The following is a 24,919-nucleotide window of genomic DNA, read 5'->3' as shown; positions in this document are numbered from 1 at the left end:
TCTGACTTTCGTATACTATGGCCCCATACGGATACCAAGACATTGTGCAAAGCATACCCGTCGCCGGTGCCGTCGATAAGCAATCAATCACACTGCAAATGAAACCTATGGAGAACCCTGCAACTATGACCATTCAAGCTGGAGAAACCCTGCCCAATGTGCTGCTGCACCGAATGGGCGAAGGTGGCCCCGTCAGTGTGTCGTCTGATGATTTGTTTGCGAATCAAAGGGTTGTCCTCTTTGCCGTACCGGGCGCCTTTACCCCAACCTGCAGCCAGTCTCACTTACCGGGTTTTGTCATCAATGCCGATACCCTCAAGGCTAAGGGTGTGGATCGCATCGTTTGCCTCAGTGTCAACGACGCCTTCGTCATGGCCGCCTGGGGCAAGCAGCAAAACGCTGAGGCCCTGGATATGATCGCCGACGGCAATGCCGATTTTGTCGAGGCTCTGGGGCTCGAAGTAGACGCGACCAGCCGGGGCATGGGTGTGCGTTCACGTCGCTTCGCGCTGATCGCCAACGATGGTGTTGTAGAATGGATAGCGGTTGACGAGCCAGGCCAGTTTGAAGTCAGTTCCTCGGAAAAGGTTATTGAAGCCCTTGATTCAGGTTTAGGCTCCTAACTCAAGTTTCGGAGTTAGGCTGACAAAGGAAACCGCTCCGAGTGTGTTCCACGTGGAACACACCCATAACAATCCACAGTCTTGTTTAACACTCTTCACCCCCCTATCTTCTCCTTCTCCCATCAGGCATTCACCTGACCCTACACAGCGTCTAAACTGATTGGCCTACTCTGCTCCAGGAGACATTCATGTCAGCGAATGATGACGTCCACACAACACCCAAAGCAGCGTTTTACCAGACTTTGGCCTCCATTCCCCCGGGCTATTTCACCAGCTACGGGCGTCTGGCCAGCTTGTGCGGTGTTCACGTTCGGCAAATACAGGCTTGGCTGAGAACACTGCCGCGTGAGTCGGGTCTACCCTGGTTTAGAATCATCAACAGCCAACGTAAAATTACCGAACATCCGGGTTCCATCGTTCAATATGAATTATTGAAGGCTGAGGGGCTTCTTGCAGACAAGCGGGGGCGTTTTCCAATGGACCGATACTGGCCAGACTGTTTGGGTACTCACACCATAGTGGGCGAGAATAGCGTTTGAACCATGTTCCACGTGGAACTGTTCAGCAGTCGAAAACAAACTGCTGAACAGTTAGGGCTATATGGTTCAAAGTAACAACTTAAACTTAGCTGACTTCCTCCTCCCTCAACAAGATTGAACTGATTTTCTACTTCCCACAAAAAAGGAGCCATTTAGACCCCTTTTTTAAAACCTTCGAATACAAAGTAGATAGCTCTGCCCTGCCCAGTCTTCTGCACGAACCGGAAGAAACCAAAACATGCGACCGCTTAAACTCAAGTTTCGGAGTTCGCAACCAGTTGAGTGTCAGGTGCAGGGTTTACCTATCTGGGGGAGTCCACAGCATGGATGCTGTGGTCTAGGCCCCATGGATGGGTCCACGCCGACCCCAGATAGGTAAACCCGGTGCCTGACACAGATTCCTGGCACCAAGGCAAAACTGAACTCCGAAACTTGTGTTAATAGTCCAGGTTGCTCACTAGCAAGGCATTTGTCTCAATAAAGGCACGACGTGGCTCTACATCATCACCCATCAGGGTGCTGAAGATCTGATCGGCACCGATGGCGTCTTCAATGGTGACCTGTAGCATGCGGCGTTGCTCCGGATCCATGGTGGTTTCCCACAGCTGGTCCGGGTTCATTTCACCCAGGCCCTTATAACGCTGAATGTTATAGCCGCGCTTGGCCTCACCCATCATCCACTCGATCACTTCTTCAAACTCAGCAATCGGCTGGGACTTGTCGCCCCGCTTCAGGTAGGCGCCGTCTTCAATCAGCCCGTCGAGCACGTTACGCAAGGCGACGATAGCCTGATATTCCTTACTTTCGAAGAAAGTATGAGAGAACTGGTAGTCCGTACCCAAACCATGGGCGATCGCCTGCACCTTGGGCACAAAGATATGACGCTCTTTGTCTTCGGTAATGGACATTTGATAGGTCGTACTGCCCGCATTGGTATCGAGCAGCCGGTCGCTGAGGTGATCGACCCAATCTGCGACTTCATCCTGGCTGGACAGCATCTCCGGCGTCAGATCCGGCATATAGATCAGCTCTTGCAGCACCGCCTTCGGATACACCCGGCTCATGCGTTCAATCCGGCTCATCACGTCTTTATACTGATTAACCAGGTTTTCCAGCTGGGTATCCCGAATCGGAGGTGCGGTCTCATTCACGAACAATTCAGTGCCATCGAGCGCCTGGGAAATCAGATACTGTTCCAGTGTCTTTTCATCTTTAATGTATTGCTCTTGCTTACCTTTTTTCAGCTTGAACAACGGCGGCTGCGCAATGTAGATATGGCCGTTTTCAATCAGCTCCGGCATTTGCCGGAAAAAGAAAGTCAGCAACAGGGTGCGAATGTGCGACCCATCGACGTCGGCATCCGTCATGATGATGATTTGGTGATAGCGCAACTTGGCCAGATTGAACTCTTCACGGCCAATACCGCAGCCCAACGCCGTAATCAGCGTACCGACTTCAGCAGATTGCAGCATCTTGTCAAAGCGGGCTTTCTCTACATTCAGGATTTTACCTTTCAGCGGCAGAATGGCCTGGGTACGGCGGTCGCGCCCTTGTTTGGCAGAACCACCGGCAGAGTCACCCTCCACCAGGTAGAGTTCAGACAGCGCCGGGTCTTTCTCCTGGCAATCGGCCAGCTTGCCAGGCAGGCCGGCGATGTCCAGCGCGCCTTTACGACGGGTCATATCACGTGCTTTGCGCGCCGCTTCACGGGCCCGGGCTGCATCGATCATCTTGCCAACCAGAATCTTGGCTTCACCCGGGTTTTCCAGCAGAAAATCACCAAGTTGCTTGCCCATTTCCTGCTCAACGGCCGGCTTGACCTCACTGGATACCAGCTTGTCTTTGGTCTGGGAGCTGAACTTGGGATCGGGCACCTTAACCGAAATAATGGCAGTCAGTCCTTCACGGGCATCGTCACCCGTGGTTTGAACCTTGTGTTTCTTCTGCAGGTTTTCATTCTGAATATAGGTATTCAACGTACGCGTCAGTGCAGCGCGGAAACCAGCCAGGTGGCTACCACCATCGCGCTGCGGGATGTTGTTGGTGTAACAGAGGATATTTTCCTGATAGGTATCGTTCCACTGCATCGCCACTTCCACGCCGATACCATCTTCTTCACGCTGAAAGGAAAAGTGGAATACCTGATTCAGGGTTTGTTTGTTCTTGTTCAGATAATCGACAAACGCCTTCAGACCGCCTTCATACTTGAAGTACTCTTCCTTACCGCTGCGCTCATCTTTCAGGTGGATGGCTACACCAGAATTCAGGAAGCTCAACTCACGCAAGCGCTTGGCCAGAATATCGAACGAATACTCGATCGACGTGAAGGTCTCACCCGAGGGTTTGAAGTGAATGGTCGTACCGGTGTAATCGGCCTCACCGACGATCTTAAGCGGCTCTTGCGGCACACCATGTACATAGCGTTGTTCGTGAATCTTGCCGTCGCGGCGAATAGTGAGTATCACTTCAGAAGACAGGGCGTTTACCACCGAAATACCAACGCCGTGCAAACCGCCCGATACTTTGTAGCTGTTATCGTCGAACTTACCACCGGCGTGGAGCACGGTCATAATCACTTCAGCGGCCGACTGCCCTTCTTCGTGCATGTCGGTCGGAATGCCACGGCCGTCGTCGCTGACGGTGACCGATTCATCCGGGTGTATCACTACCTTGATGTCTTTGCAGTGTCCGGCCAGGGCTTCATCGATGGAGTTATCCACCACTTCAAACACCATGTGGTGCAAACCGGTGCCATCGTCCGTATCCCCAATGTACATGCCGGGACGCTTGCGCACAGCATCCAGTCCCTTGAGTACTTTAATACTGGAGGAATCGTAACTGTTACTCATCTGGTAGCTCCAAATCGTTCGCCGGACGTACCTGGCCCTGTTCCACATGGAACATTCGAACCTGATCCGGCGCTTGCCAAAAATCCTTGAGGAGTGACGGGTCGACACTGGTCATAAAAACCTGACCGGTCAGTCCTTCCATTAGGGCGCCTAACTTCTGAATATGGTGCCGATCCAACTCTGCTGGGAGGTCATCCACCAGAAAAGTCGTTGGCCGGTGATGAACGTCTTGCAAGTGCAGGCTCTGAGCAACCTTGAGCGCGCACACCACCAGCTTTTGCTGGCCCCGTGACAACACATCACTCGCCGCCTGGGCGCCTACTTTAATGCGCATGTCTGATCGTTGCGGGCCGCTCTGGGTGTACCCCAGCTTAAGATCCCGCTCCAGTTGCTGTTCAAGCACCTCAGCCAATGGCCGGGCTTTATCCCAGCCGCGGTAGTAGTGAATCCGCACCTCGGGTAAATCGACCAGGGCTGCCAGCACCTGATGAAACCGGGGCACAAACCCCTCCAGGTACTGCTTTCGCAAATCATCCAACTGCTCCGCAGCGGTAATAAATTCACGCTGCCAGACCGCCAGCTGCGAACGCTCTATTCTACCAGATCGGAGCAGAGAGTTGCGGTTTTTCAGGCTTTTTTGCGCGTTCTGCCACTGGGTGTGGAAGCTGTCTTCCTGATGGAAAACCCCCCAGTCGAGAAACTGCCGGCGGTGTCCTGGAGAGCCTTCCAATAATAGGAAGCTATCGCTGTGGATCAGCTGCAAGGGGAGTCGTTGCGCCAGTTCAGAGACTGCACTGACCGCCTCGCCATTAATGCGGATACTGTGGTGACCATTGCGTGAACGCTGAACGCCAATACGAGTCTTGTTGTTAAACTCAGCAAAGACGGTGGCGTCGTCAACGCCCTGACGAATCAGAGTGCGGGTGCGGGAGACCTTAAAGGAACGGGCCAGCGCCAATAGATGAATGGCTTCCAGCACCGACGACTTGCCAGCGCCGTTATCACCGGACAATATATTGATGCCGGGGCCGGGGTCGAAACGGGTGTCCGCCAGGTTACGGACACCCTGAATGGTCAAACGATGAATGGACATTCCGGGCTTTAGAGCCTATGCCCGATTACAGACGCATCGGCATCACGACATAAACCGAAGAATCATCGTCAAAATCACTCAGCAAGGCGCTGCTGTTCGCATCCGACAGCACCAGTTTAACCTGCTCTCCCTGGGTGACGTTCATCACATCCAGCAGATAGGACACATTGAACCCGACTTCCAGTTCCGGACCCTGATAATCGATTTCCTGGTTGACCTCGGCCTCTTCCTGCTCGGGGTTATTAGCCCTGACCTGCAGGTTGTTTTCGCTGAGCATCAGCCGAACGCCACGGTACTTTTCGTTAGACAAAATAGCAGCACGGCTGAAAATGGAACGCAATGACTGACGATCACCGACGATTTCCTTGTCGCCACCACGGGGCACAACCCGTTCATAATCTGGAAACTTGCCATCCACCAGCTTGGAACTGAAGGTAAAGGCGGCGGTTTTGGCACGAAGATGGTTGGTGCCCAGGGAAATTTCGACCGAATCATCAGAATCGCCCATGAGGCGGTTCAATTCCAGAATGCCCTTGCGCGGTACGATTACCTGACGACGTTCCTCGACACCCAAGGCATCGACGCCCTGGCTGCTCATTGCCAGACGATGGCCGTCAGTCGCGACGGTACGTACCCTATTCTGCGACAATTCCAGCAACATTCCGTTCAAATAATAGCGCACATCTTGCTGAGCCATCGCAAAGGAGGTTGCATCGACCAGCTTTTTCAGCGTTTTTTGCGGCATGTTGAAGTTAAGGGTATTTTCATCTTCCTCGACATTCGGGAAATCCGATGCGGGCAAGGTAGAGAGCGTAAAACGACTGCGCCCGCTGGTGACCACGACCCGGTCATCGTTCTGGATCAGGCTGATCAGACTGTCATCCGGTAACGACTTGACTATGTCGAGCAATTTGCGCGCCGGTACCGTTACCGCGCCCTCAGTGGACGGTTCCGTCAGCTCTACCCGACCCTGAATTTCAACTTCAAGATCAGTACCGGTAAGCGACAACTGGTTACCTTCGATTTCCAGCAGAACGTTAGACAACACCGGTAATGTCTGACGTTTTTCAACGACACCCCCCACCAGTTGCAGTGGTTTTAACAGGGTGTCTCGTGGCAGTGAGAATTGAATCATGAGTCCGTTTCCATCCATTAATCAGGTGGTCAGCGTTCGTAACAGGTTGTTGTAATCTTCGTTGATGTCCAGGGTGGTTTCGCGCAATTCCTTGACCTTGCGGCAGGCGTGCAACACCGTTGTATGGTCGCGTCCGCCAAAGGCTTCGCCAATTTCCGGCAAACTGTGCTGGGTCAATTCTTTGGCCAGTGCCATCGCCACCTGACGCGGACGTGCAATGCTGCGACTGCGTCGTTTGCTGTGCAAATCCGATATCTTGATCTTGTAATACTCAGCCACGGTGCGCTGAATGTTATCAATACTGACTTGTTTGTCCTGCAGCGCCAAGAGGTCTTTTAAAGACTCTTTGACAAAGGCGGTATTGATCGCCGCGCCAGTGAATTGGGAATTGGCCACGACACGCTTCAGTGCACCCTCAAGTTCACGGACATTCGAGCGAATTCGCTGAGCAATAAAAAAGGCTGCATCGGCTGGCAGCTTCACGCGTTGCTTTTCCGCCTTCTTCATTAGAATCGCGACCCGGGTTTCCAGATCCGGTGGTTCCACCGCGACCGTCAAACCCCAGCCAAACCGGCTCTTCAGACGATCCTCAAGCCCCTCAATTTCCTTGGGGTAGCGATCGCAGGTCAGAATCACCTGCTGGTTACCTTCAAGCAACGCATTAAAGGTATGAAAGAATTCTTCCTGCGAGCGGTCTTTCTTGGCGAAAAATTGAATGTCGTCAATCAGCAGCGCATCGAGGCTGCGATAGAAGCGCTTGAACTCAGCCATGGCATTTAATTGCAACGCCTTGACCATATCGGCCACAAAACGCTCCGAATGCAGATAGACCACCTTGGCACCAGGGTTCTGTTCAACGATATGGTTACCAATGGCCTGCATCAGGTGAGTTTTACCGAGACCAACGCCACCGTATATAAAGAGTGGGTTGTAAGCACCGCCAGCGTTGTCCGCAACCTGCTGACTCGCCGCCAGCGCCAGCTGATTTGACTTGCCTTCCACAAAAGAAGCGAAACTGAAGCCCGGGTTCAAATAATTCTGAAACTTACCCTTACCACGTTGCGAACCTGTGGTCTGAACCGGCATCGGATCACTGTTAATCCGTTCGGCCACCACGGGTGCGGGCTCAGGACTGGGATGCCGGCTCTCGTGTTGACTGACTTCCGGTTCGACCGCTGCCTGCGCCTGACTCCCTGCGTAACCAGCCGCTGCCAGGGTTTGAGTTTCCGGTTGTCGGCGAGCGGGGCGTGCTGGTCGCCCAGAGCGGGCACTGACTTCAACCAGCACCTGTGCATCTGCGGCCCCGAACTGGTTCATCAGTTCCTGGATTCGGTGCAAATACTTGTCCCGCACCCAGTTACCCACAAACCGGTTGGGTGCCAGCAACACCAGAGCCTCACCCTCCAGACGATGGCTCAGTGGGCGAATCCAGGTATTGAACTGATGCGAGGGAACCTCCCCGCGCAGCAGATCAAGACACTGTTGCCAGGCTGAATCGGGCACAAACACTCCGGATGAATACCAAAATAGAAGCCGCATTCTAACTTGCCCACACGGCACACGCCAGTCGCAGTCGAGCCTGAAACAAGTCCCCGCACCGACAGACCCGGGAATCCTGAAATCCCGCCAAAGGCGGTCACTACAGGCTGTTTCCACTATATCGCCCGGGTCCCTGCAAAGCTGTGAATAACCGGGCGCACAAGGCTGTGTGTAACCCTCTGGACGGTTTTGTGCATAAAAGATTGTGTATAAGTAGCCAGGTTACACACAGCTTTTGGGCCGGTCATGCCCAGTCCGTACCCAGGGAAACCCGAGGTTACTATGCCTGTAACCTATTGTTTTATATGATTTTTTTTTACTTTTAAACAGAAAACATCGTGCTTAACTAATAACAAAAAAGAACTATCCTAAGACCCTATAAACCTAAATTAATTCTTTAAGTACTCAAGTGTTCAAAACCAAGTGATACGAGAATCATTCGACCTCTGAAAACCAGCGACCGTGATAATTGGCTGATTAAAAAATCGTCATTGAATTACTCAACCAAAGTGATTAGAATCCGCCATCCAAATTTATGGGTTCGCAAGCTCCAAATGTGAGTAACTGGCGGACCCGATGCCCAACGGAAGCTTTGCTTCCCCCGACACGGTGTGAGAACAACCATGAAACGTACTTTTCAACCCAGCGTCCTGAAGCGCAAGCGTACCCACGGTTTTCGTGCCCGTATGGCAACAGCAAACGGGCGTAAAGTTCTGGCTCGTCGCCGCGCTCGTGGTCGTGCTGCCCTGACGGTCTAACCGGTATTTCTACGGAAAGCGCCCTGGTACCCGGTTCTACACCCGTATCGGGCTACGGACATCCCCGCAGTCATCGCTTACTGACACCCGGGGATTTCCGTGCCGTGTTCGACCAGGTGGCTGTCAAATCGGCCTGCCCTGAATTACTGCTGCTGTCTCGCCCCGCTCAAACAGGCACTGCCCGACTTGGGTTTATTCTCGCCAAAAAAAACATCCGTACCGCAGTCGCCCGCAATCGAATCAAGCGCTGTGCCCGGGAAGTTTTTCGCCTGAATTATGCCGACTGGCCACCCCTCGACATCATTCTGATGGGTCGAAAAGAGCTGGGAACGCTGCCGCATGAGCAGTTGCATGAGCTGATTGAAAAGCAGCTCAGACGCCTGACACGTCGCTGGCACAAGGCGATGACGGACTCCGCCTGAAACCATCTTCAGGGTTTTTGTACAGCCAGGGGTATTTGGCTGGCAATACGCACCCTGTGCAGGTACCATTTCGGCGCTTTTTACACAGGAAGCGGGCGGATAACGTCTGTCATGTACGCTTCCTCAGCCTGAACCGGGCAACCACAGACTGCTCCCATCCTGATCCAGCCCCTGATGCGTTGGATATTGCGTGTTTTTGACAGTCAGGATTCGGTTCGGGGTTAATGATCTGACTGGAAATTGATTATGGATGTGCGCCGTATTGTCCTGATCGCGGGTTTGGCCGTGGTCTCTTACATCTTGGTCCTGCAGTGGTCATCTGACTATTCCGGTGCGCCGCAGCAAGAGCAAACCGCCAGTTCGTCAGAAATGGCACCTCTGGAAGTCCCTCAGTCCGAGGTTCCGGATGAAACCGCCCGTGTCGCGCCGGACAGTGAAGTGCCCGAAGCAGCGGGTGGCCCGGGAACCACTGCGGCGGCTCCCGCGACCAGTGGTGACGTGGTCAGACTTCAATCAGACGTGCTTGATCTGACGATTGACCTGATCGGTGGCGATGTCATTAATGCGGCGCTGCCCGAGTTCCCGGCCCGCGCCGATACTCCGAACGTCCCTTTTAGCATTCTCGAAAATCGTCAGCGCACTTACACGGCCATGAGTGGTCTGGTAGGGCCCGATGGCATCGACAGTGAGCAACGTGCCCGCTACCAGGCGGAACAAAACGAGTACCAGTTGGAAGACGGCAGCGAGCAGATTGAAGTCACCCTGACGCACACCACCGACGACGGCGTTACCGTTAACAAGGTGTTCACGCTGACACGTGGCCGCTACCTGATCGACATTCGTTACGAGATTCAGAACGAATCCGGACAGGCCATCACCACCAATCTTTTTGCACAGCTCAAGCGTGACCGCTCCGACGACCCCAGTGCCGGTGGTCAGATTGGCATGGCATCCTATCTAGGTGCGGCGATCACCACACCGGATGATCGCTATCGCAAGATATCCTTTGGCGATATGGAAGATGAAACCTTCCGCATTACCCAGACCGGTGGCTGGATAGCCATTCTGCAGCATTACTTCCTGTCGGCCTGGGTACCCGCTGCCGATCAGTCGCACAGCTACTATGCGCGCCAGCTCGCCAATGGCCTCTATTACGCTGGTTTTCAGTCACCGGCGTTAACGGTTGCAGCGGGCGACACGGCAACCACCTCTACCCAGCTCTACGTCGGCCCGAAAGACCAGGACAACCTGGCAACCATCACCGAGCACCTGGAACTGACGGTCGATTACGGCTGGTTGTGGTGGGCAGCCCAGCCGTTGTTCAAATTGTTGCAATTCATGCACGGCCTGGTTGGCAACTGGGGCTGGGCAATTGTACTGATGACCCTGACGGTCAAGATGGTCCTCTACCCGCTGACCGCTTCAAGCTACCGTTCCATGGCCAAGATGCGCAAATTTGCGCCGAAGATGACGCAACTGCGCGAGCAGTTCGGCGACGATCGGCAGCGTTTGGGTCAGGAAATGATGAAGATGTACAAGAAAGAGAAGCTGAACCCCATGGGCGGTTGTTTGCCGATCCTGGTGCAGATGCCAATCTTTATCGCCTTGTACTGGGTACTGATGGAAGCCGTGGAGCTGCGTCAGTCGCCGTTTATCTTCTGGATCGAAGACTTGTCGATCAAGGACCCTTACTTCGTGCTGCCGCTGCTGATGGGCGCCTCGATGTTCGTGCAAATGCAGATGCAACAGCAACCGAGCATGGACCCAATGCAAGCGCGGATGATGAAGTTCATGCCGGTGATCTTCACCTTCATGTTCCTCTGGTTCCCGGCCGGTCTGACGCTGTACTGGTTCGTCAACAACGTAACCACCATTGTGCAGCAGTACATTGTTAACCGTCAGTTCGAGAAAGCCGACAAGGCCAAATCGGCGAGCTGATGTCCGACCGCGATACGATCTGTGCACTGGCAACGCCACCCGGACGGGGTGGCGTTGGCATCATCCGGGTTTCCGGGGCAGGCGCAGCCGCTATCGCAGTCGCCATTCTGGGACACCGTCCCCAGGTGCGTAACGCCCATTACGGCCCCTTTTTCGATGCCGACCAGCAACCGTTGGATGAAGGCATCGCCCTGTTTTTTGCCAACCCTAACTCTTTTACCGGTGAAGACGTTCTGGAACTGCAAGGGCATGGCGGACCGGTTATTCTGGATCTGCTGCTGCAGCGGGTGATGGCGCTCGGCGCACGCCTGGCGCGACCGGGCGAATTCTCCGAACGCGCCTTTCTGAACGACAAGCTGGACCTGGCCCAGGCCGAAGCCATTGCTGATCTCATTGACGCTTCATCCAGCGAAGCCGCCCGTTCGGCGGTTCGTTCCCTGCAAGGCGCCTTTTCCAAAGAAATCCACAGTCTGGTCGAGCAACTGATTCGGCTGCGCATCTATGTGGAAGCCTCGATCGACTTTCCGGAAGAAGAAATCGACTTTCTGTCCGATGGCAAGGTGCAGTCGGATTTGGCCGCCATTATTGGTCAGCTCGACCGGGTTACTGAAGCGGCGAACCAGGGCAGCCTGATGCGCGACGGCATGACGGTGGTTATCGCCGGTCGTCCAAACGCTGGCAAGAGCAGTTTGCTGAACGCCCTGGCCGGTAACGACCGGGCCATCGTCACCGACATCGCCGGTACCACCCGGGATGTGCTGCGCGAACATATCCACATTGACGGCATGCCGTTGCACATCATTGATACCGCCGGTCTGCGGGACACCCCGGATGCGGTCGAACGCATTGGTGTTGAACGCGCCTGGCAGGAGATCGAACAGGCCGATCGGGTACTGCTCATGGTCGATGCGAGCGAAACCGAAGCAACCGACCCGGCCCTGTTGTGGCCCGATTTTGTTCATCGCCTGCCCGCTAACGCGGCGATCACAGTAGTGCGCAACAAGATCGATCTTACTGAAGAATCCCCAGGTTTATCCACAGAAAAGTCTCAAGCGGTCATCCGCCTGTCCGCACGGGACCAAATCGGTCTCGACGCCCTGCGGGCACACCTGAAACACCTGATGGGCTATGAAAGTGCGCGCGAAGGCGGTTTTATTGCCCGGCGCCGACATCTGGAGGCCTTGCATCAGGCCCAGGCTTTTTTGCAGTCCGGTGAAGCCCAATTGCTCGGCGCAGCCGCGGGTGAACTGTTGGCCGAAGATCTGCGCCTGGCGCAGAACGCGCTGAGCGAAATTACCGGTGAATTCACTTCTGACGATTTGCTAGGACGGATTTTTTCCAGTTTCTGCATTGGCAAATAAGGGTTCAAAGCTTCGTGATTGAAGCACTCTGCACCCTCGTGTTCCAGCTGTTAGGGTTGGGCCACACAGCTTGCCAAATGTTCCCACACCTCCAGCGCATTGGTTTCATTCACCAGCTCATGGCGAGCGCCTTCGAACATTCGGGTGCTGGCCAGATTGACGCCGGCTGCTTTGAACGCCTCGATGTGCTTGCCAATGCCCTTGCCGAACTCACCCACCGGATCCATGGTGCCGGAAAGAACATGCACTGGCAGATTTTTAGGCCACTGGTGCGGATCGATGCTGAGCAAGCCGCCAATAAAGTCGCTCCATAGCTGAACGGTGCAATCGAAGCCGCAGTAAGCATCGTCCAGATAGGCATCGACCTGGGCGTTGTCCCGGCTTAGCCAGTCATGCGTTGTACGGTTGGGTTTAAAGGTTTTGTTGAAGGCACCGAAGGTCATGTTGGTGATCAGCGGGCTAAGGTGGCGTGGGCCTTTGACGGCCTTGATCGCATTGACCAGTAGCTTGGAGACGATCAATTGCGGCCGGTTGATGCGGTTGGTGGCACAAAGAATGAGCCCCTGCAGTTTGTCACCAAACCGCTGACTATAAACCTGGACGATAAACGACCCCATGCTGTGGCCAAAGAGTGTCAGGGGGGCGTCTGGTTCCAGTGAGCGGGCGTAATCGACGACCTGGTCGAGGTCGGTAATCACCTTGTTCCAGCCATCCTGATCGGCATAGTGGCCAAGATCAGCCTCGGGGCAATCGTCACTGTGGCCGCGATGCTCAACCGCCACCACGGCGATGTCATGGTCATTCAACCAGTCGGCCAGGGCGGCATAGCGGCTGGCATGTTCCGCCATGCCGTGCGCGATAACCAGCGTGGCTGTGGGTGCACGCGGGCGCCAGACTTTGACCGGGATGGTGTGACCATCGGGTGTTGTTAACCATTCTTCGAGATATTGCATGCCCTGAATCCTGACGCGTTATTTAACGCCTTCAGAGTGTCATGCAGCCAGCGCAACGTCCAGTATTCGCCGCACTCAGCCGGCATTGATGTGATTTTTTCGGGCAAGTTTTGCTTTGCCACTGACCGTTGTGATCGGGACATACGGTTGGAGCCTTCCAGCCTAACGAGAGCGATAGGATACGCAGTGGCAGTCAACAGGGTTTATTCCGAAAACGTCTGACGTTATCAACAGTCATAACACACAGAAATATCCCCAGATAAACGGCGGTTGAGCCGCGTAGTTTGGCGCTTTTTGGAAATGTCTTAATGATTATCCCCAGTTAGATCCCAACTCATTCAGATCTTATACCGGGGTTATACACAGCCCGTTACTGATCGGTCGAGGCGGGTTTTTTGGCCTGATCGAGCAAGATGCTGTGTGCCTGCTGGTCGACCTTGGCCTTAAGATAGGCTGCATTGTGGCGGTTGACGTAAACACCGGTGTCCTGGCGGTCGACCACTTCGATGCCGAACTCTTCCAGCTGGCTGGCTTTATGCGGGTTGTTCGAAAGCAAACGGATGCGCTTGATGCCCAACGCCAACAGCATGTCGGCGGCGGGTTTGAAGTCGCGCATGTCGTGGGCGAAGCCGAGCATTTCATTGGCGGTGTAGGTATCAATGCCCTGATCCTGAAGCGCATAGGCATCCAGTTTATTGTAAAGGCCGATGCCCCGACCTTCCTGCCTCAGGTACAGTAAAACGCCGCCCTGATCGGCCAGCAGCCGCTGAGCTTCGTGCAACTGTTCACCGCAATCGCAGCGTTGCGAGCCAAAAACATCACCGGTCAGACACTCGCTGTGCAGGCGCACCAGCGGAATATCATCCTGTTCGGGGGTACCATAGAGAATGGCCAGATGTTCTTTGTTGTCACTGAGGGAATTGAAGCTGACAAAGCGGGTGGGCACCGAGGCTTCACCCAGCGGAATAGTGACAGTGGCGCGTTGTTCGATGCTCATGGTGGTCTCTGATACTCGGTAAGAGGCTGTAATGTGGGTAAAGATTGGGTCAAAAGGAGCCGATTAAAAGGTGATCCGGCTGTGGTGGACCCGAGTAGGATACAGTGTAACGCATTTGCTCAATTGATCGCGCTTCAAACGGATCTGATTTGGGCTGACCATTTTCTTTTGTTAACCGGTTTGCGGTTAGCCCGAGTGGCCCCATAGTAGGTGTCATAAGCACAGGGATCAGGGTGCCGGTAGCATAACCGTAGCAGATTCGACGAACCTAGCCGGACTGTTGTTATCATTTATACGACCGTCCCCTGTAAAAACAGAGATTAAGTCAGGAGTGTCATCATGGCAGTGTTTGCAGTCGTGGGTGCCGGGTTATCGGGCATGACGTTGGCGCGTGAGCTCGAGCAAGCCGGACATCGATGTCAGGTATTCGAGAAGAGCCGCGGCCGCGGCGGCCGCCTGGCGACGCGACGCCGTGATGGCTGGCAAGCGGACCACGGGGCGCAGTATTTTACCGTGCGCAGCCCTGAGTTCCAGCAGGAAGTAGACCAATGGCTTGCCCGGGGCTGGGTTGCCCCCTGGGCGGTAACGCCGGTGGTGCTGGATCGCGATGGGGTGCAGCCGTCACCCGATGAACAGACCCGATACGTCGGTGTGCCCTCAATGAACGCCATGGTGCAAGGCATGAGTGAGGGACTGGATCTGTTTCTCCAGACACGGGTTGATCGGCTTGAACGGGTGGGTAGACAGTGGCGCCTGTGGGATGACCAGGGCGAGCAATACGGCCAGTTTGATGCCGTGCTATTGACAGCGCCGCTGGCCCAGGCGCTGGCATTGTTGCCCCCAGGCTCGCAACTGGAAGTACCCTTGCGTGGCACGACCGCCATGCTCCCATGCTGGGCTGTGGCGATCACCTTCAGTGAGCCAACCGGAATTGAAGCAGACGCGGCCTTTGTTAAAGCCGGGGTGGTTAACTGGCTGGCCCGTGATAGCAGCAAACCGGGGCGTTCGGCAGAACCTGAAACCTGGGTGGCGCATTTTACCGCTCAGTGGTCGGCCAATCATCTGAATGCCTCGGATAGTCTGCTGGAACAGCAGTGTCTGGCGGCGTTACGTCGACTGGGTCAGTCGGAACTGCCGTCTGTTACCGACCGCTTCAAGCATCGCTGGCTATACGCCCGTTCAGGGTCTGCCAACCTGCTGGGCGAAGCTTATGATGCCAACCTGGCGATTGGTCTGGCGGGTGACTGGACTCAGGGCGATCGTCTCGAAGGTGCTTGGCGCAGTGGTCACCGGTTGGCCAAAACGCTGATCGAACACTGGGCAGACTAAACAGCGCAGTAACAATGTGTACCGAATCAAAGAGGATGTTATGAATAAGCTTAGTATTGATGTGGTCTCCGATGTGGCCTGCCCCTGGTGCGTAGTTGGCTTTAAAAATTTGCAGCAGGCACTGGCGTCGCTGGAAGGAGAAATCGAAGCAGACCTCGCCTGGCACGCCTTTGAACTGCGGCCGGATGCGCCAGCGGAAGGTGAAAACTGGCGTGAGCACATTATGGCCAAATACGGCATGAGTTATGAGCAGAGCGAGGAAAACCGCAAGCGCATCACTGAAGCCGGTAACCAGGTGGGTTTTACCTTTAACTTCACCGATGATATGCGAACCCAGAACACCTTCAACTGCCATCGCCTGCTGCACTGGGCGAAGGACACCGAGCAGCAAACGGCGCTAAAACTGGCGTTGTTTGAAGCCTATTTTACTGATCAAACCGATGTCAACGATACCGGGGTTCTGTTGGATGCAGTGGATAAAGCAGGACTCGACCGTGACAGCGCAGCGGCGGTGCTCGCGTCCGATCGGTTTGAGCAGGCGGTGCGTTCCGAAGAAGGGCATTATCAACAGATGGGCGTCAGCTCAGTGCCGACCTTTATCGTGAACGGCAAGTACGCCATCACCGGCGGTCAGCCCGCCGAGGTATTTGTTCAGGCGCTGCGCCAAATTGCCAGTGAGAACGTCAGCACCGCCTGAGTTTCAGGCGGTGGCTATGGTAAACTGGGCAGAGATTTTGAACCCGTTGAAGAGGCTATCATGGCTCTGGTATACAGCACCGAATCGGGGCGCACCTGCCCGGACTGCCAGCAACCCCGGAATCAGTGCCAGTGCAACGCCCAGGATGCAATTCCCGAGGGCGATGGCATTGTTCGCATCAGCCGCGAGACCAAGGGACGCAAAGGCAAAGGCGTAACCCTGATTCGCGGCATTTCGCTGGCGGAAAAAGACCTGAAAGCCCTGGCCAAAAAACTGAAAGCCAAGTGTGGCACGGGCGGGACCGTCAAAGACGGTGTGATCGAGATACAGGGTGACCAGCGCGATCTGCTGGTGACCGAGTTAAGCCAGCAGGGCTACACCGTTAAACGAGCCGGTGGCTAGGAGCATTCCCCATGCAAGACCCAACCAAGACTGAACTTGAAGCAGCGGCGTTTCGCCGTTTAGTGCAGCATTTACAGGAACGCACCGATGTGCAAAACATCGATATGATGAATCTGGCGGGTTTTTGTCGCAATTGCCTGTCGCGCTGGTATCAGGAAGCGGCGCAGGAGCAGGGCGTCGATATCGATAAAGACAGCGCTCGCGAGATCGTCTATGGCATGCCCTACGAGCAATGGAAAACCAAATACCAGACCGAAGCCAGCGATGCTCAACAGAGCGCTTTTTCAAAGCAGGCGAAGCATGACTGAATCACTCGATATCAAAAGCCTGAGTTATCAGGATGCCCGCGACTGGGTAGTGGCCAATCTGCCTGCGGAAAACGCCGAGGGGCCGGTTCCGCCGAGTCTGGACGGACTAAACGGGTTTTTCTTTGCCATCAGCCAGGCACCGGTGCCGGTTTCTGCCAGCGATTGGCTCGGCGATGTGTTGCCGCTTTTCGGGCATATCGAACCGGCCTCGAAGGCCCTGAATGCGGTGCTCTCGTTGCAGCGCCACATTGAACAGGCTTGTGAGAAACAGGATTACCCGATACCGGATACCGCCGGTATGGATGCGGTTAATCAGATCAAGCCCGGTCACCGGATGAACGACTGGAGTCTCGGCTTTGAAGCTGGCTTCGTTCATGCCCGGCCGTTGTGGTTGACGTTGGTACCGGCGGAATTGCGTTCAGAGCTCGATAGCCTGTATTTCGCGCTTAGCTTTTTTGCCGCACCGGATAAAGCACGGGAGTTTATTGCCCAACGCACGTCACCGCTTCGCCCCGAGCAATTGGCTGACCAGATTCTCGGTCAGTTTCCCAAGGCGGCAGATCTGTTTTCGCGACTGTCTATTTCGGTCGGAGCCGTTGCTCAGTCGGCAGCAGAGCCCCGCGCGTCGGTCGGTCGCAATGACCCCTGCCCCTGTGGCAGTGGTAAGAAATACAAGCATTGTTGTTTGCAATAGCCACCACCGAACGTAACCGACCTTTCTCCACCCTGTGGAGAGAGTTAGAGAGGGGGCGGCGGACGGGTCAGAAGCGATAACTTAGGACCGTGCGAATGGATAGGGTTTGCACATCGCTACCTGCAAAGTCTGAGTACCCATCACTCAGGTGCCAGTCTGCTTGTACATCGAGACCAAACTCGTCCCAGTTGTAGCCCCCACCAGCCCCAAAATAGAAGCCACTTATACTTACGTTTTCCGTTCCCTCTTGCTGTGCGGATTCCGTAAAATAACCGAGGCTACCGTAGTACTTAGAACCATATCGAGCCACCCCCCGACCGATTTTGGCCCCAATGTCCCATCCGACCAAATAGATGTCTGCGCTGTCTGTTACTAGCTGTTTATAGTGATAGCTGCCTTGGAAAGCGAAAGCACCCAGTCCGGCTTCAATATCGATCGAGGGTCCAACGAATGCCTCGTAAGTGCTGTCATCAGTAAAAACCCAGACCGAGGATCGAGCGCCCGTACCGATGGCAAAGCCGCCGAGATCGGCCAGTGCGTCTTCGCCATGACAATGGTATTCGCCGGTAATGGCGTCATTGTGACAATCGAATCGGTCCAGTGCGCCGGGGTCGGCCCACGCCATTGGGTGAATAACCAGGGCAGCCAGTGGCAAGCTGAAACGAAGCGGCAGGTGCATGGGTAACTCCTCATGTTTATCCTGATCAGTGTATCATAGCTCTGGGAGGCAGCCACCGGCGGCGTTGGCAGATGAGAACCTGGTCATCATATAGCGCCAAGATCGAAACTGTGAAACCGACGAATCAGATGGTCGCGGACCACGGCGACTCGCTTAGGCAATTCACTGCGCTGCGCCCAGACCAGCCAGAGTGAGGTATTCTCAATCTCCCAATCTGGCATAACCTGCACCAGACGACCCTGCTGCAAGGGTTCCCTTAACACCAGATTTGATAACCGGGCAATGCCCAGACCCTGTTCGGCCGCCAGTAATTGAGCCTGGCTGCTGGGCGCATGCCAGCTGCCCTGGGGGTAATGTAGGTGATGGTCATTTCCTCGCCGAAACTGCCAGGATTTAGGCGTGCCGGTGATGCAGTTGAAGTCACCCAGCTCGCCGGGGTGACGCGGAAACCCGTGCTGGTTCAGATAACGGGGGCTGGCACAGAGCATCAAGCGCAGACGTCCGACCTGTTCGGCGGCGACACCGCTCCCAGGGTCATCACCGCCGCGTAACACCAGATCGACCGGGTCCTGGTTGGGGTCGACGCGGGCGCTGCTGAAATCGATCTGAAACTGCAATTGCGGATGCTGTGCGGCCACTTCGGTCAGCATGCGCGCCAGATAGTGCTCGCCCAGAATGCCACCCACCGAGTTGATGCGTACCGGACCCGACAGTCGGTCGGCCATCATCTTCAGGCTGTGCTCGGCCGCATCAATCTGGTTCAGACTCGACTGGGTACGCAGCCGAAAGTGCTCACCTTCGGGGGTGAGTGAAACACTCCGGGTCGTGCGATGCAGCAAGGTAATCCCCAGCCGGGTTTCCAGCTCGGCAACACGCTGACTGATGCGCCCGCGCGATATCGACAGCTTCTCCGCCGCCCGGGTAAAACTCCCGGCATCACAGACAGCAAGAAAGGCTTCAATTTCGGAAAAACGATCCATTGGTTAGTCTCATTAACGAATAAGGTTAATTTTTGCAGGATTATAACTGGAATGATAGCAACTATACTGGTTCGAATATTTTTTAGTGCATAGCTAGCGTTGGACCAAGTGACGGCGGCCGGGTAGGCCTGTTCGGGGAAGTCTGAGGCATGGACTAAAACGCCTGGAGCGTTTTAGCAAGAGCACAGCGAGCCCGAAGGGTGAATCCCAGGGATGGGATTCATATCCCGAAGCCTAGGCCCCATGGACGGGTTTACGCCGACCCCGAACAGGCCTACCCGGTAGCTGGCACGTATCTCAGCCACCAAAGGGTACCTAAACTCCGTTTTTGACATAGCTGGCACCTAAGCAAACCATTTCCACGTAATGACCAGGAGCAGACTATGAGCCAGATTGTTCAACACAGACCACTCGGTAAAACCGGGTATTCCGTATCTGAAATCGGCCTGGGTTGCTGGCAACTGGGTGGCGACTGGGGCGCTTTGCCTGCCGGTCAGGCTGAGTCTGTCTTGCAGGCGGCCAGCGACAACGGCGTTACCTTTTGGGATACCGCCGATGTGTATGGCGGTGGTGAGAGTGAACGCATTATTGGCGAGTTCAACAAAGCCCATCCCGAGACCAAACGCATCATTGTCACCAAGGCGGGCCGCACACCGGAACTGTATCCGGATGGCTATAGCCGGGAGCGGCTGAAAGCGGCTGTCGAGGCATCGCGTGAACGTCTGCAGGTCGAGCAGCTCGATATGGTGCAACTGCATTGCATTCCGATCAGTGAGATCAAGCGCGGTGAGGTGTTTGAATGGCTTGCTGAGTTCAAACAGGCGGGTCTGATCCGCCAGTTTGGGGCCAGTGTTGAAACCTGTGACGATGCCCGCTATTGCCTGGAAAATACGGACGTCGCCTCACTGCAATTGATCGTGAACTTGTTGCGCCAGGACATGGCCGAATCCATTCTGCCGCTGGCGCATCAGAAAGAGGTTGGCGTGATTGTCCGTCTCGGCCTGGCGAGCGGACTGTTGTCCGGGAAGATGACGGCTGATCATGAGTTTGCCAAGGAAGATCATCGCAATTTCAATCAGGATGGCGATGCCTTCTTTGTCGGCGAGACTTTCGCTGGTCTGCCCTACAAAACAGGGGTGGCATTGGCAGATGAACTGAAAAGCCTGGTGCCGGAAGGCATGACACTGGCGCAGATGTCGTTACGCTGGTTGCTGGATCAACAAGGCGTCAGCAGTGTAATCACCGGTGCAAGCCGACCCGAACAGATTGCCGATAATGCAGCGGTTTCTACCCTGCCATCACTCGACAACGAATTGCACACCCATCTGTCTCATTTTTATCACGACCGGGTGCGTCAGCATATTCGGGGAGAGATCTGATGCACTATCGGCGACTGGGCAAAACCGAACTGAAGGTATCCGACATTGGTTTTGGCGCCTGGCAGTTGGGCAACAACGATCAATGGGGCGGTATGGATGATACCACCGCGCACCAGCTCGTTGCCGAGGCGCTGGATAAAGGCTGTAACCTGTTCGACACCGCGCCGAATTACGCTAAAACCAACAGCGAACGTTTGTTGGGCGAAACGCTGCGCGGTGTGCGCCAGAGCGTGGTGCTGGTCAGTAAATTCGGTCACAAACCCGAAGGCGGTACCGACTACAGTGCCGAGGCGTTTCAGGAAAGTCTGCACGGTTCGCTGGAGCGATTGAAGACCGACTATCTGGACGTCGTGCTGGTGCACAGCCCGCCTTTGGAAGTGTTGAACGGTGAGCACCCGATCTGGGAAGCGATGAAAAAAGCACAGACCGAGGGCAAGGTCCGCTTTTACGGTGCCAGCACCGACTACGCCTTTGAAGTGCGCGAAACCCTGGAGACGACAGATGCCCAGGTGCTAGAGCTGCTGTTTAATGCATTGCATCAGGATGTTCGGCTCGCCTTCGATCAGGTTCGCGCCAACGACGTTGGCGTCATCACCAAGGTACCGCTGGACAGCGGCTGGCTCGGTGGCAAATACAATGCCCAAACCGTTTTCGATGGTGTGCGCAAGCGCTGGAGCCAGGCGGATGTTGAGCAGCGGGCGTCGCTGGTTGAGCAACTGGTTTGGTTGCCCACTGCAGAACGCAACCTGGCGCAGCAGTCACTGGCCTATTTGCTCAGTTACGATGAAGTCTCCAGTGTGATTCCGGGCATTCGTTCCCAGGCCCAACTGGGCGCCAACTTCGGGGCCACTGGCCAGCGACTGTCGGCTGCCGACCGGGCGCGACTGGAAACGTTCTGGGATGGTTTCACTGACAAGGGCACCCATTTGCTTCCCTGGTAAGGTTTCGTAGGGTGCCACTGGCCCGACGTTCAGCGTTTGCTTTTTTGCCAATCGCTCGGGCTGAGGGTGAGCTTCATTCCACCCCTGTCAGAGACACATCCCTGTGTCGCTGACAGGGGCGCGGGCGTCCTGCCCGCTGTTCCATGAAACTCCCGCACAGCCCTGAGTTTTGGGTCGAACGTCTTGTTTGGATGTCACATTTTTTAGCTAAAAGCGCAATCAATCACTTTTTAAACGACCTTGAGTCGTATAGGAGTCATCATGGAATATCGTCGTCTTGGCCGTTCCGGCCTAAAAGTATCGGCCCTGTCTTTAGGGTCCTGGGTGACCTTTGGCAAACAGGTTGATTTGAACGATGCCAAAACCCTGCTGAAAACCGCCTACGACAGTGGCGTGAACTTCTTCGACAACGCCGAAGGTTATGAAGCCGGTGAGTCGGAAAAAATCATGGGCGATGCCATTAATGCACTGGGCTTGCCGCGTGATACCTTTGCGGTGTCTTCCAAGGTGTTCTGGGGTGGCGATAAGCCGACTCAGTTGGGCTTGTCGGCCAAGCACGTGCGGGATGCGTGCGATGCCGCGCTGCGTCGTCTGAAAGTCGACTACCTCGACTTGTTCTTCTGTCATCGTCCCGATGTCGATACCCCCATCGAAGAAACCGTACGTGCCATGCATCAATTGGTGATGCAGGGTAAAATTGTCTATTGGGGCACCTCGGAATGGAATGCACAGCAGATCACCGAAGCCCACGCTATTGCCCGCCAGGAACACCTGACGCCACCGACGATGGAACAACCGCAGTACAACATGTTCAACCGCGACAAAGTTGAAGGTGAGTACCGGCCGATCTACGAGCAATACGGTCTTGGTACTACGATCTGGTCGCCACTGGCTTCGGGCATTCTGACCGGTAAATACCTCGATGGCATTCCCGACGACAGCCGCATGAACCTGCCCGGCTATGAGTGGCTGAAAGACAACCTGCTCAGCGATGCCGGCAAAGTGAGACTGGAAAAAGTGCGTCAACTGAAACCGATTGCCGATGAGCTGGGCCTGAGCCTGACGCATCTGTCACTGGCCTGGTGTTTGAACAACCCGAATGTCAGCACGGTAATTCTCGGTGCATCACGGTTGAGTCAGTTGGAAGACAACCTGAAAGCGATGGATGTGACGGACAAACTTGATGCGACTGTCATGGAGCGTATTGATGCCGTGTTGGATAACAAACCGGCCGGCCCCGAGCGCTTCGGACAGTAAGGATTTTTAGAGAAAAACAAAAGCGGGTCTGGTGGATGCCAGGCCCGTTTCTTGTCGTGTACAAAGTATGTTAGTTGGATTGTTAATTAAAATTTTCCACAGATTCAGTGGTGGGTGCGAGGTATGGCTATTGAGGGTAGTCCGCACCATGGATGGGTTCACCGCGACCCTTAATAGTCATACCTCGTGCCTGCCACGACCTCTTGGCAACATTAAATTCAACCACGATGACAATGAGTGTGAACTTTGAATAGAGCATTTTGGTTACAGCCGATGGTATTGCGGCTGCTGGCGTTGAGTCTGTTGTTGGGGACGGCCGGTGCGTCCGTGTTTCCGGTGTTGAGTACCCATCTGGCGATCAATTTGGGTATTGAACCGCTGTGGATCGGGGTGTTTTTTGTTGCCAATACCCTGGCCGGTATTGGCGTCAGTCAGTGGCTGGCCCATCGTTCCGACGCTGGCATGAGCCGGATGAAGATTCTCTACGTTTCCGTTATTGTATCGATGTTCGGCTCGGTGGCGTTGGGTGTGGTTGAGTGGTATCCGCTGCTGGTGGTGGTTGGGATGGTCTGGTTTGGTTTGTCGTCGACTGCCCAGCCACAACTCTTTGCACTGGCGCGGGAGCAGGTGAACGAGCAACAGGCGGCGCTGTTTCAGTCGGTGCTACGGGCCACCATTTCAATGAGCTGGATAGCCGGCCCACCGCTGGCCTATCTGCTGTTCGACCTGCTTGGCTTTCGTACCCTGATGATGATTACCGCAGCGATCTTCTTCCTGACGCTGTTGATGCTGCCTGGTATGAGAGATACCCGGCTGTCGGGGTCGACCGGTAAAGTCTCCGTTACCGACCCCAGGGTTCTGGGGTTGATGCTGGTGACCATCGCCATCTTTGCCGCCAACTCCATGTACATTGTCTATATGCCGTTGTATGTGCGGGACGTGCTGGATTTAATGACCATTGCCCCCGGTTTGCTGATGGGTCTGGCCGCCGGGCTGGAAATTCCGATCATGATTTATGGTGGTGCCCGGGCCTGGCGCTGGCACCTGTTCGCACCGCTCAAAGTCGCCGCCGTCAGTGGAATGATTTTTTATACTGGCGTCTGGTGGTTCGACAGCTTTACCATGCTGCTCGCCATGCAGGTATTTAATGCTGGCCTGGTCGGCCTGGCGGCAGGTATAGGCATCAGTATCTTTCAGACGCTGATGAAAGACCGGCTCGGTATGGCCTCCACGCTGTACACCACCTCGATCAAGATCGGCAGCCTCGCCGGCGCCGGTCTGGGTGGCGTGATCGCTCAGTGGGGCGGTTACGATGGCGTCTTTATCGGCTGCGGCCTGCTGGCAACCATCGCCACCGGCCTCGTTTTCTGGATCAGTTCAAAACCTGGGTTGTCTGAGGAGTCATCCGCATCATGATCAACACTGCCTTGCTGGCTGCTTTTATTCCCACCTTCGCGCTGGTGTCGCTGACACCGGGCATGTGCATGACGTTGTCGATGAGTCTCGGCATTACCATCGGCATTAAACGCACCCTGTGGATGATGATCGGCGAACTGATCGGCGTTGGCCTGGTCAGTGTATTGGCCGTCATTGGCGTTGCCGCCATTATGCTCAGCGCCCCCCTGGTGTTTACCCTCTTCAAATGGGCCGGTGGTCTCTATTTGATGTGGCTTGGGCTGCAAATGTGGCAATCGCGCGGCAAGCTTGCGATACCGGAAACCGGCGACTCGGCCCATGCCGGTGCCAGTCGGGTGCAGCTGGCCCTGCAGGGCTTTGTTACCGCTGTTGCCAACCCCAAAGGCTGGGCCTTTACCATGGTCTTGTTGCCGCCGTTTCTGGATGATAGCAAACCCCTGGCACCCCAGTTAGCGGCACTGGTCGCCATTATGCTACTGATCGAATGGGTGGCTCTAATGATGTATGCCGGCGGCGGAAAATCGTTGAGTGTGGTTTTATCGCGTGGTCAGAACGTGCGGCTGATCAATCGGATTGCCGGTACGTTAATGTTGGTGGTTGGGGTTTGGTTGGCACTGGGTTGAGGTCACC

At 55.1% G+C, this 24,919-nt stretch carries 24 protein-coding genes; 16 read left to right on the top strand and 8 right to left on the bottom strand.

Annotated features, from left to right (window positions below; translation table 11 throughout):
- Positions 1–125 precede the first annotated feature (125 nt).
- Together WEB54_RS01885 and WEB54_RS01880 are read left to right on the top strand one after the other, a co-directional pair.
- Positions 126–623: a peroxiredoxin gene (locus tag WEB54_RS01885; RefSeq protein WP_368052953.1), complete on the top strand. Its 498-nt coding sequence runs from the start codon at positions 126–128 to the stop codon at positions 621–623.
- Positions 624–811: 188 nt separating this feature from the next.
- Positions 812–1,162: an MGMT family protein gene (locus WEB54_RS01880; protein ID WP_368052952.1), complete on the top strand. Its 351-nt coding sequence runs from the start codon at positions 812–814 to the stop codon at positions 1,160–1,162.
- Between the two features lie 437 nt (positions 1,163–1,599).
- Here the strand turns inward: WEB54_RS01880 and gyrB are convergent, their stop codons facing one another.
- Genes gyrB through dnaA form a run of 4 tightly spaced genes read right to left on the bottom strand, consistent with a single transcriptional unit; the run spans position 1,600 to position 7,742 of the window.
- Entirely contained in the window at positions 1,600–4,011 is a 2,412-nt protein-coding gene (gene gyrB, locus WEB54_RS01875) for a DNA topoisomerase (ATP-hydrolyzing) subunit B (protein ID WP_368052951.1), read from the bottom strand.
- Entirely contained in the window at positions 4,004–5,104 is a 1,101-nt protein-coding gene (recF, locus tag WEB54_RS01870; protein WP_368052950.1) for a DNA replication/repair protein RecF, read from the bottom strand. The genes gyrB and recF overlap by 8 nt, the downstream gene beginning before the upstream one ends.
- A gap of 25 nt (positions 5,105–5,129) precedes the next feature.
- On the bottom strand, positions 5,130–6,236 hold the full coding sequence (gene dnaN, locus WEB54_RS01865; protein WP_368052993.1) for a DNA polymerase III subunit beta: 1,107 nt from the start codon (positions 6,234–6,236) through the stop codon (positions 5,130–5,132).
- Positions 6,237–6,260: 24 nt separating this feature from the next.
- A complete protein-coding gene (gene dnaA / locus WEB54_RS01860) occupies positions 6,261–7,742 on the bottom strand; it encodes a chromosomal replication initiator protein DnaA (protein ID WP_368052949.1) in 1,482 nt (493 codons plus the stop codon).
- A gap of 659 nt (positions 7,743–8,401) precedes the next feature.
- Between dnaA and rpmH the strand changes: the two genes are divergently transcribed.
- The 4 genes from rpmH (at position 8,402) to mnmE (ending at position 12,257) form a co-directional block, all read left to right on the top strand.
- Positions 8,402–8,536, top strand: a complete 135-nt coding sequence (gene rpmH / locus WEB54_RS01855; RefSeq protein ID WP_028670321.1) for a 50S ribosomal protein L34 — start codon at positions 8,402–8,404, stop codon at positions 8,534–8,536.
- A gap of 23 nt (positions 8,537–8,559) precedes the next feature.
- Positions 8,560–8,958, top strand: a complete 399-nt coding sequence (gene rnpA / locus WEB54_RS01850) for a ribonuclease P protein component (protein WP_368052992.1) — start codon at positions 8,560–8,562, stop codon at positions 8,956–8,958.
- A gap of 246 nt (positions 8,959–9,204) precedes the next feature.
- Positions 9,205–10,896: a membrane protein insertase YidC gene (gene yidC, locus WEB54_RS01845; RefSeq protein ID WP_368052948.1), complete on the top strand. Its 1,692-nt coding sequence runs from the start codon at positions 9,205–9,207 to the stop codon at positions 10,894–10,896.
- Positions 10,896–12,257: a tRNA uridine-5-carboxymethylaminomethyl(34) synthesis GTPase MnmE gene (mnmE, locus tag WEB54_RS01840; RefSeq protein WP_368052947.1), complete on the top strand. Its 1,362-nt coding sequence runs from the start codon at positions 10,896–10,898 to the stop codon at positions 12,255–12,257. Before yidC ends, mnmE begins: the two co-directional genes overlap by 1 nt.
- A gap of 50 nt (positions 12,258–12,307) precedes the next feature.
- On the opposite strand, the gene WEB54_RS01835 is transcribed toward mnmE, so the two are convergent.
- On the bottom strand, positions 12,308–13,210 hold the full coding sequence (locus tag WEB54_RS01835; protein ID WP_368052946.1) for an alpha/beta fold hydrolase: 903 nt from the start codon (positions 13,208–13,210) through the stop codon (positions 12,308–12,310).
- Positions 13,211–13,580: 370 nt separating this feature from the next.
- On the bottom strand, positions 13,581–14,207 hold the full coding sequence (ribA, locus tag WEB54_RS01830; protein ID WP_368052945.1) for a GTP cyclohydrolase II: 627 nt from the start codon (positions 14,205–14,207) through the stop codon (positions 13,581–13,583).
- A gap of 339 nt (positions 14,208–14,546) precedes the next feature.
- Here ribA and WEB54_RS01825 point away from each other — a divergent pair, with 339 nt between their 5' ends.
- The 5 genes from WEB54_RS01825 to WEB54_RS01805 are packed head-to-tail and all read left to right on the top strand — an operon-like array spanning position 14,547 to position 17,637.
- Positions 14,547–15,536 carry an NAD(P)/FAD-dependent oxidoreductase gene (locus tag WEB54_RS01825; RefSeq protein ID WP_368052944.1) on the top strand — a complete coding sequence of 330 codons (990 nt, stop codon included), beginning with the start codon at positions 14,547–14,549 and terminating at the stop codon, positions 15,534–15,536.
- Between the two features lie 40 nt (positions 15,537–15,576).
- Positions 15,577–16,233, top strand: coding sequence for a DsbA family oxidoreductase (locus WEB54_RS01820; RefSeq protein WP_368052943.1), 657 nt, complete (start codon positions 15,577–15,579; stop codon positions 16,231–16,233).
- 60 nt (positions 16,234–16,293) lie between these two features.
- Positions 16,294–16,635, top strand: a complete 342-nt coding sequence (locus tag WEB54_RS01815; RefSeq protein ID WP_368052942.1) for a translation initiation factor Sui1 — start codon at positions 16,294–16,296, stop codon at positions 16,633–16,635.
- Between the two features lie 11 nt (positions 16,636–16,646).
- Positions 16,647–16,943 (top strand): DUF1244 domain-containing protein, encoded by a 297-nt coding sequence (locus tag WEB54_RS01810; RefSeq protein ID WP_368052941.1) that lies wholly within the window; start codon positions 16,647–16,649, stop codon positions 16,941–16,943.
- The gene (locus tag WEB54_RS01805) at positions 16,936–17,637 is read left to right on the top strand and encodes an SEC-C metal-binding domain-containing protein (protein ID WP_368052940.1); all 702 of its coding nucleotides are present in this window, start codon (positions 16,936–16,938) and stop codon (positions 17,635–17,637) included. The genes WEB54_RS01810 and WEB54_RS01805 overlap by 8 nt, the downstream gene beginning before the upstream one ends.
- A 67-nt stretch (positions 17,638–17,704) precedes the next feature.
- Here WEB54_RS01805 and WEB54_RS01800 read toward each other — a convergent pair whose 3' ends face one another.
- Together WEB54_RS01800 and WEB54_RS01795 are read right to left on the bottom strand one after the other, a co-directional pair.
- Complete coding sequence (locus WEB54_RS01800; protein ID WP_368052939.1) at positions 17,705–18,316, bottom strand: hypothetical protein; 612 nt, start codon at positions 18,314–18,316, stop codon at positions 17,705–17,707.
- A gap of 86 nt (positions 18,317–18,402) precedes the next feature.
- The gene (locus WEB54_RS01795; protein ID WP_368052938.1) at positions 18,403–19,296 is read right to left on the bottom strand and encodes a LysR family transcriptional regulator; all 894 of its coding nucleotides are present in this window, start codon (positions 19,294–19,296) and stop codon (positions 18,403–18,405) included.
- Between the two features lie 383 nt (positions 19,297–19,679).
- Between WEB54_RS01795 and WEB54_RS01790 the strand changes: the two genes are divergently transcribed.
- From WEB54_RS01790 to WEB54_RS01770, 5 genes are all read left to right on the top strand, one after another.
- Positions 19,680–20,675, top strand: a complete 996-nt coding sequence (locus WEB54_RS01790) for an aldo/keto reductase (protein WP_368052937.1) — start codon at positions 19,680–19,682, stop codon at positions 20,673–20,675.
- Positions 20,675–21,616 (top strand): aldo/keto reductase, encoded by a 942-nt coding sequence (locus WEB54_RS01785; RefSeq protein WP_368052936.1) that lies wholly within the window; start codon positions 20,675–20,677, stop codon positions 21,614–21,616. Before WEB54_RS01790 ends, WEB54_RS01785 begins: the two co-directional genes overlap by 1 nt.
- A 261-nt stretch (positions 21,617–21,877) precedes the next feature.
- A complete protein-coding gene (locus WEB54_RS01780) occupies positions 21,878–22,873 on the top strand; it encodes a potassium channel beta subunit family protein (protein WP_368052935.1) in 996 nt (331 codons plus the stop codon).
- Positions 22,874–23,119: 246 nt separating this feature from the next.
- Complete coding sequence (locus WEB54_RS01775) at positions 23,120–24,289, top strand: sugar efflux transporter (RefSeq protein WP_368052934.1); 1,170 nt, start codon at positions 23,120–23,122, stop codon at positions 24,287–24,289.
- Entirely contained in the window at positions 24,286–24,912 is a 627-nt protein-coding gene (locus WEB54_RS01770) for a LysE family translocator (protein ID WP_368052933.1), read from the top strand. Before WEB54_RS01775 ends, WEB54_RS01770 begins: the two co-directional genes overlap by 4 nt.
- Positions 24,913–24,919: the final 7 nt, after the last annotated feature.

The organism is Saccharospirillum sp. (assembly GCF_040881935.1).
In the GTDB taxonomy this organism is placed as follows: Bacteria; Pseudomonadota; Gammaproteobacteria; order Pseudomonadales; family Natronospirillaceae; genus Saccharospirillum.
Note: the sequence above shows the minus strand (reverse complement) of the source record. Positions and strands in the feature narration are given on the sequence as shown.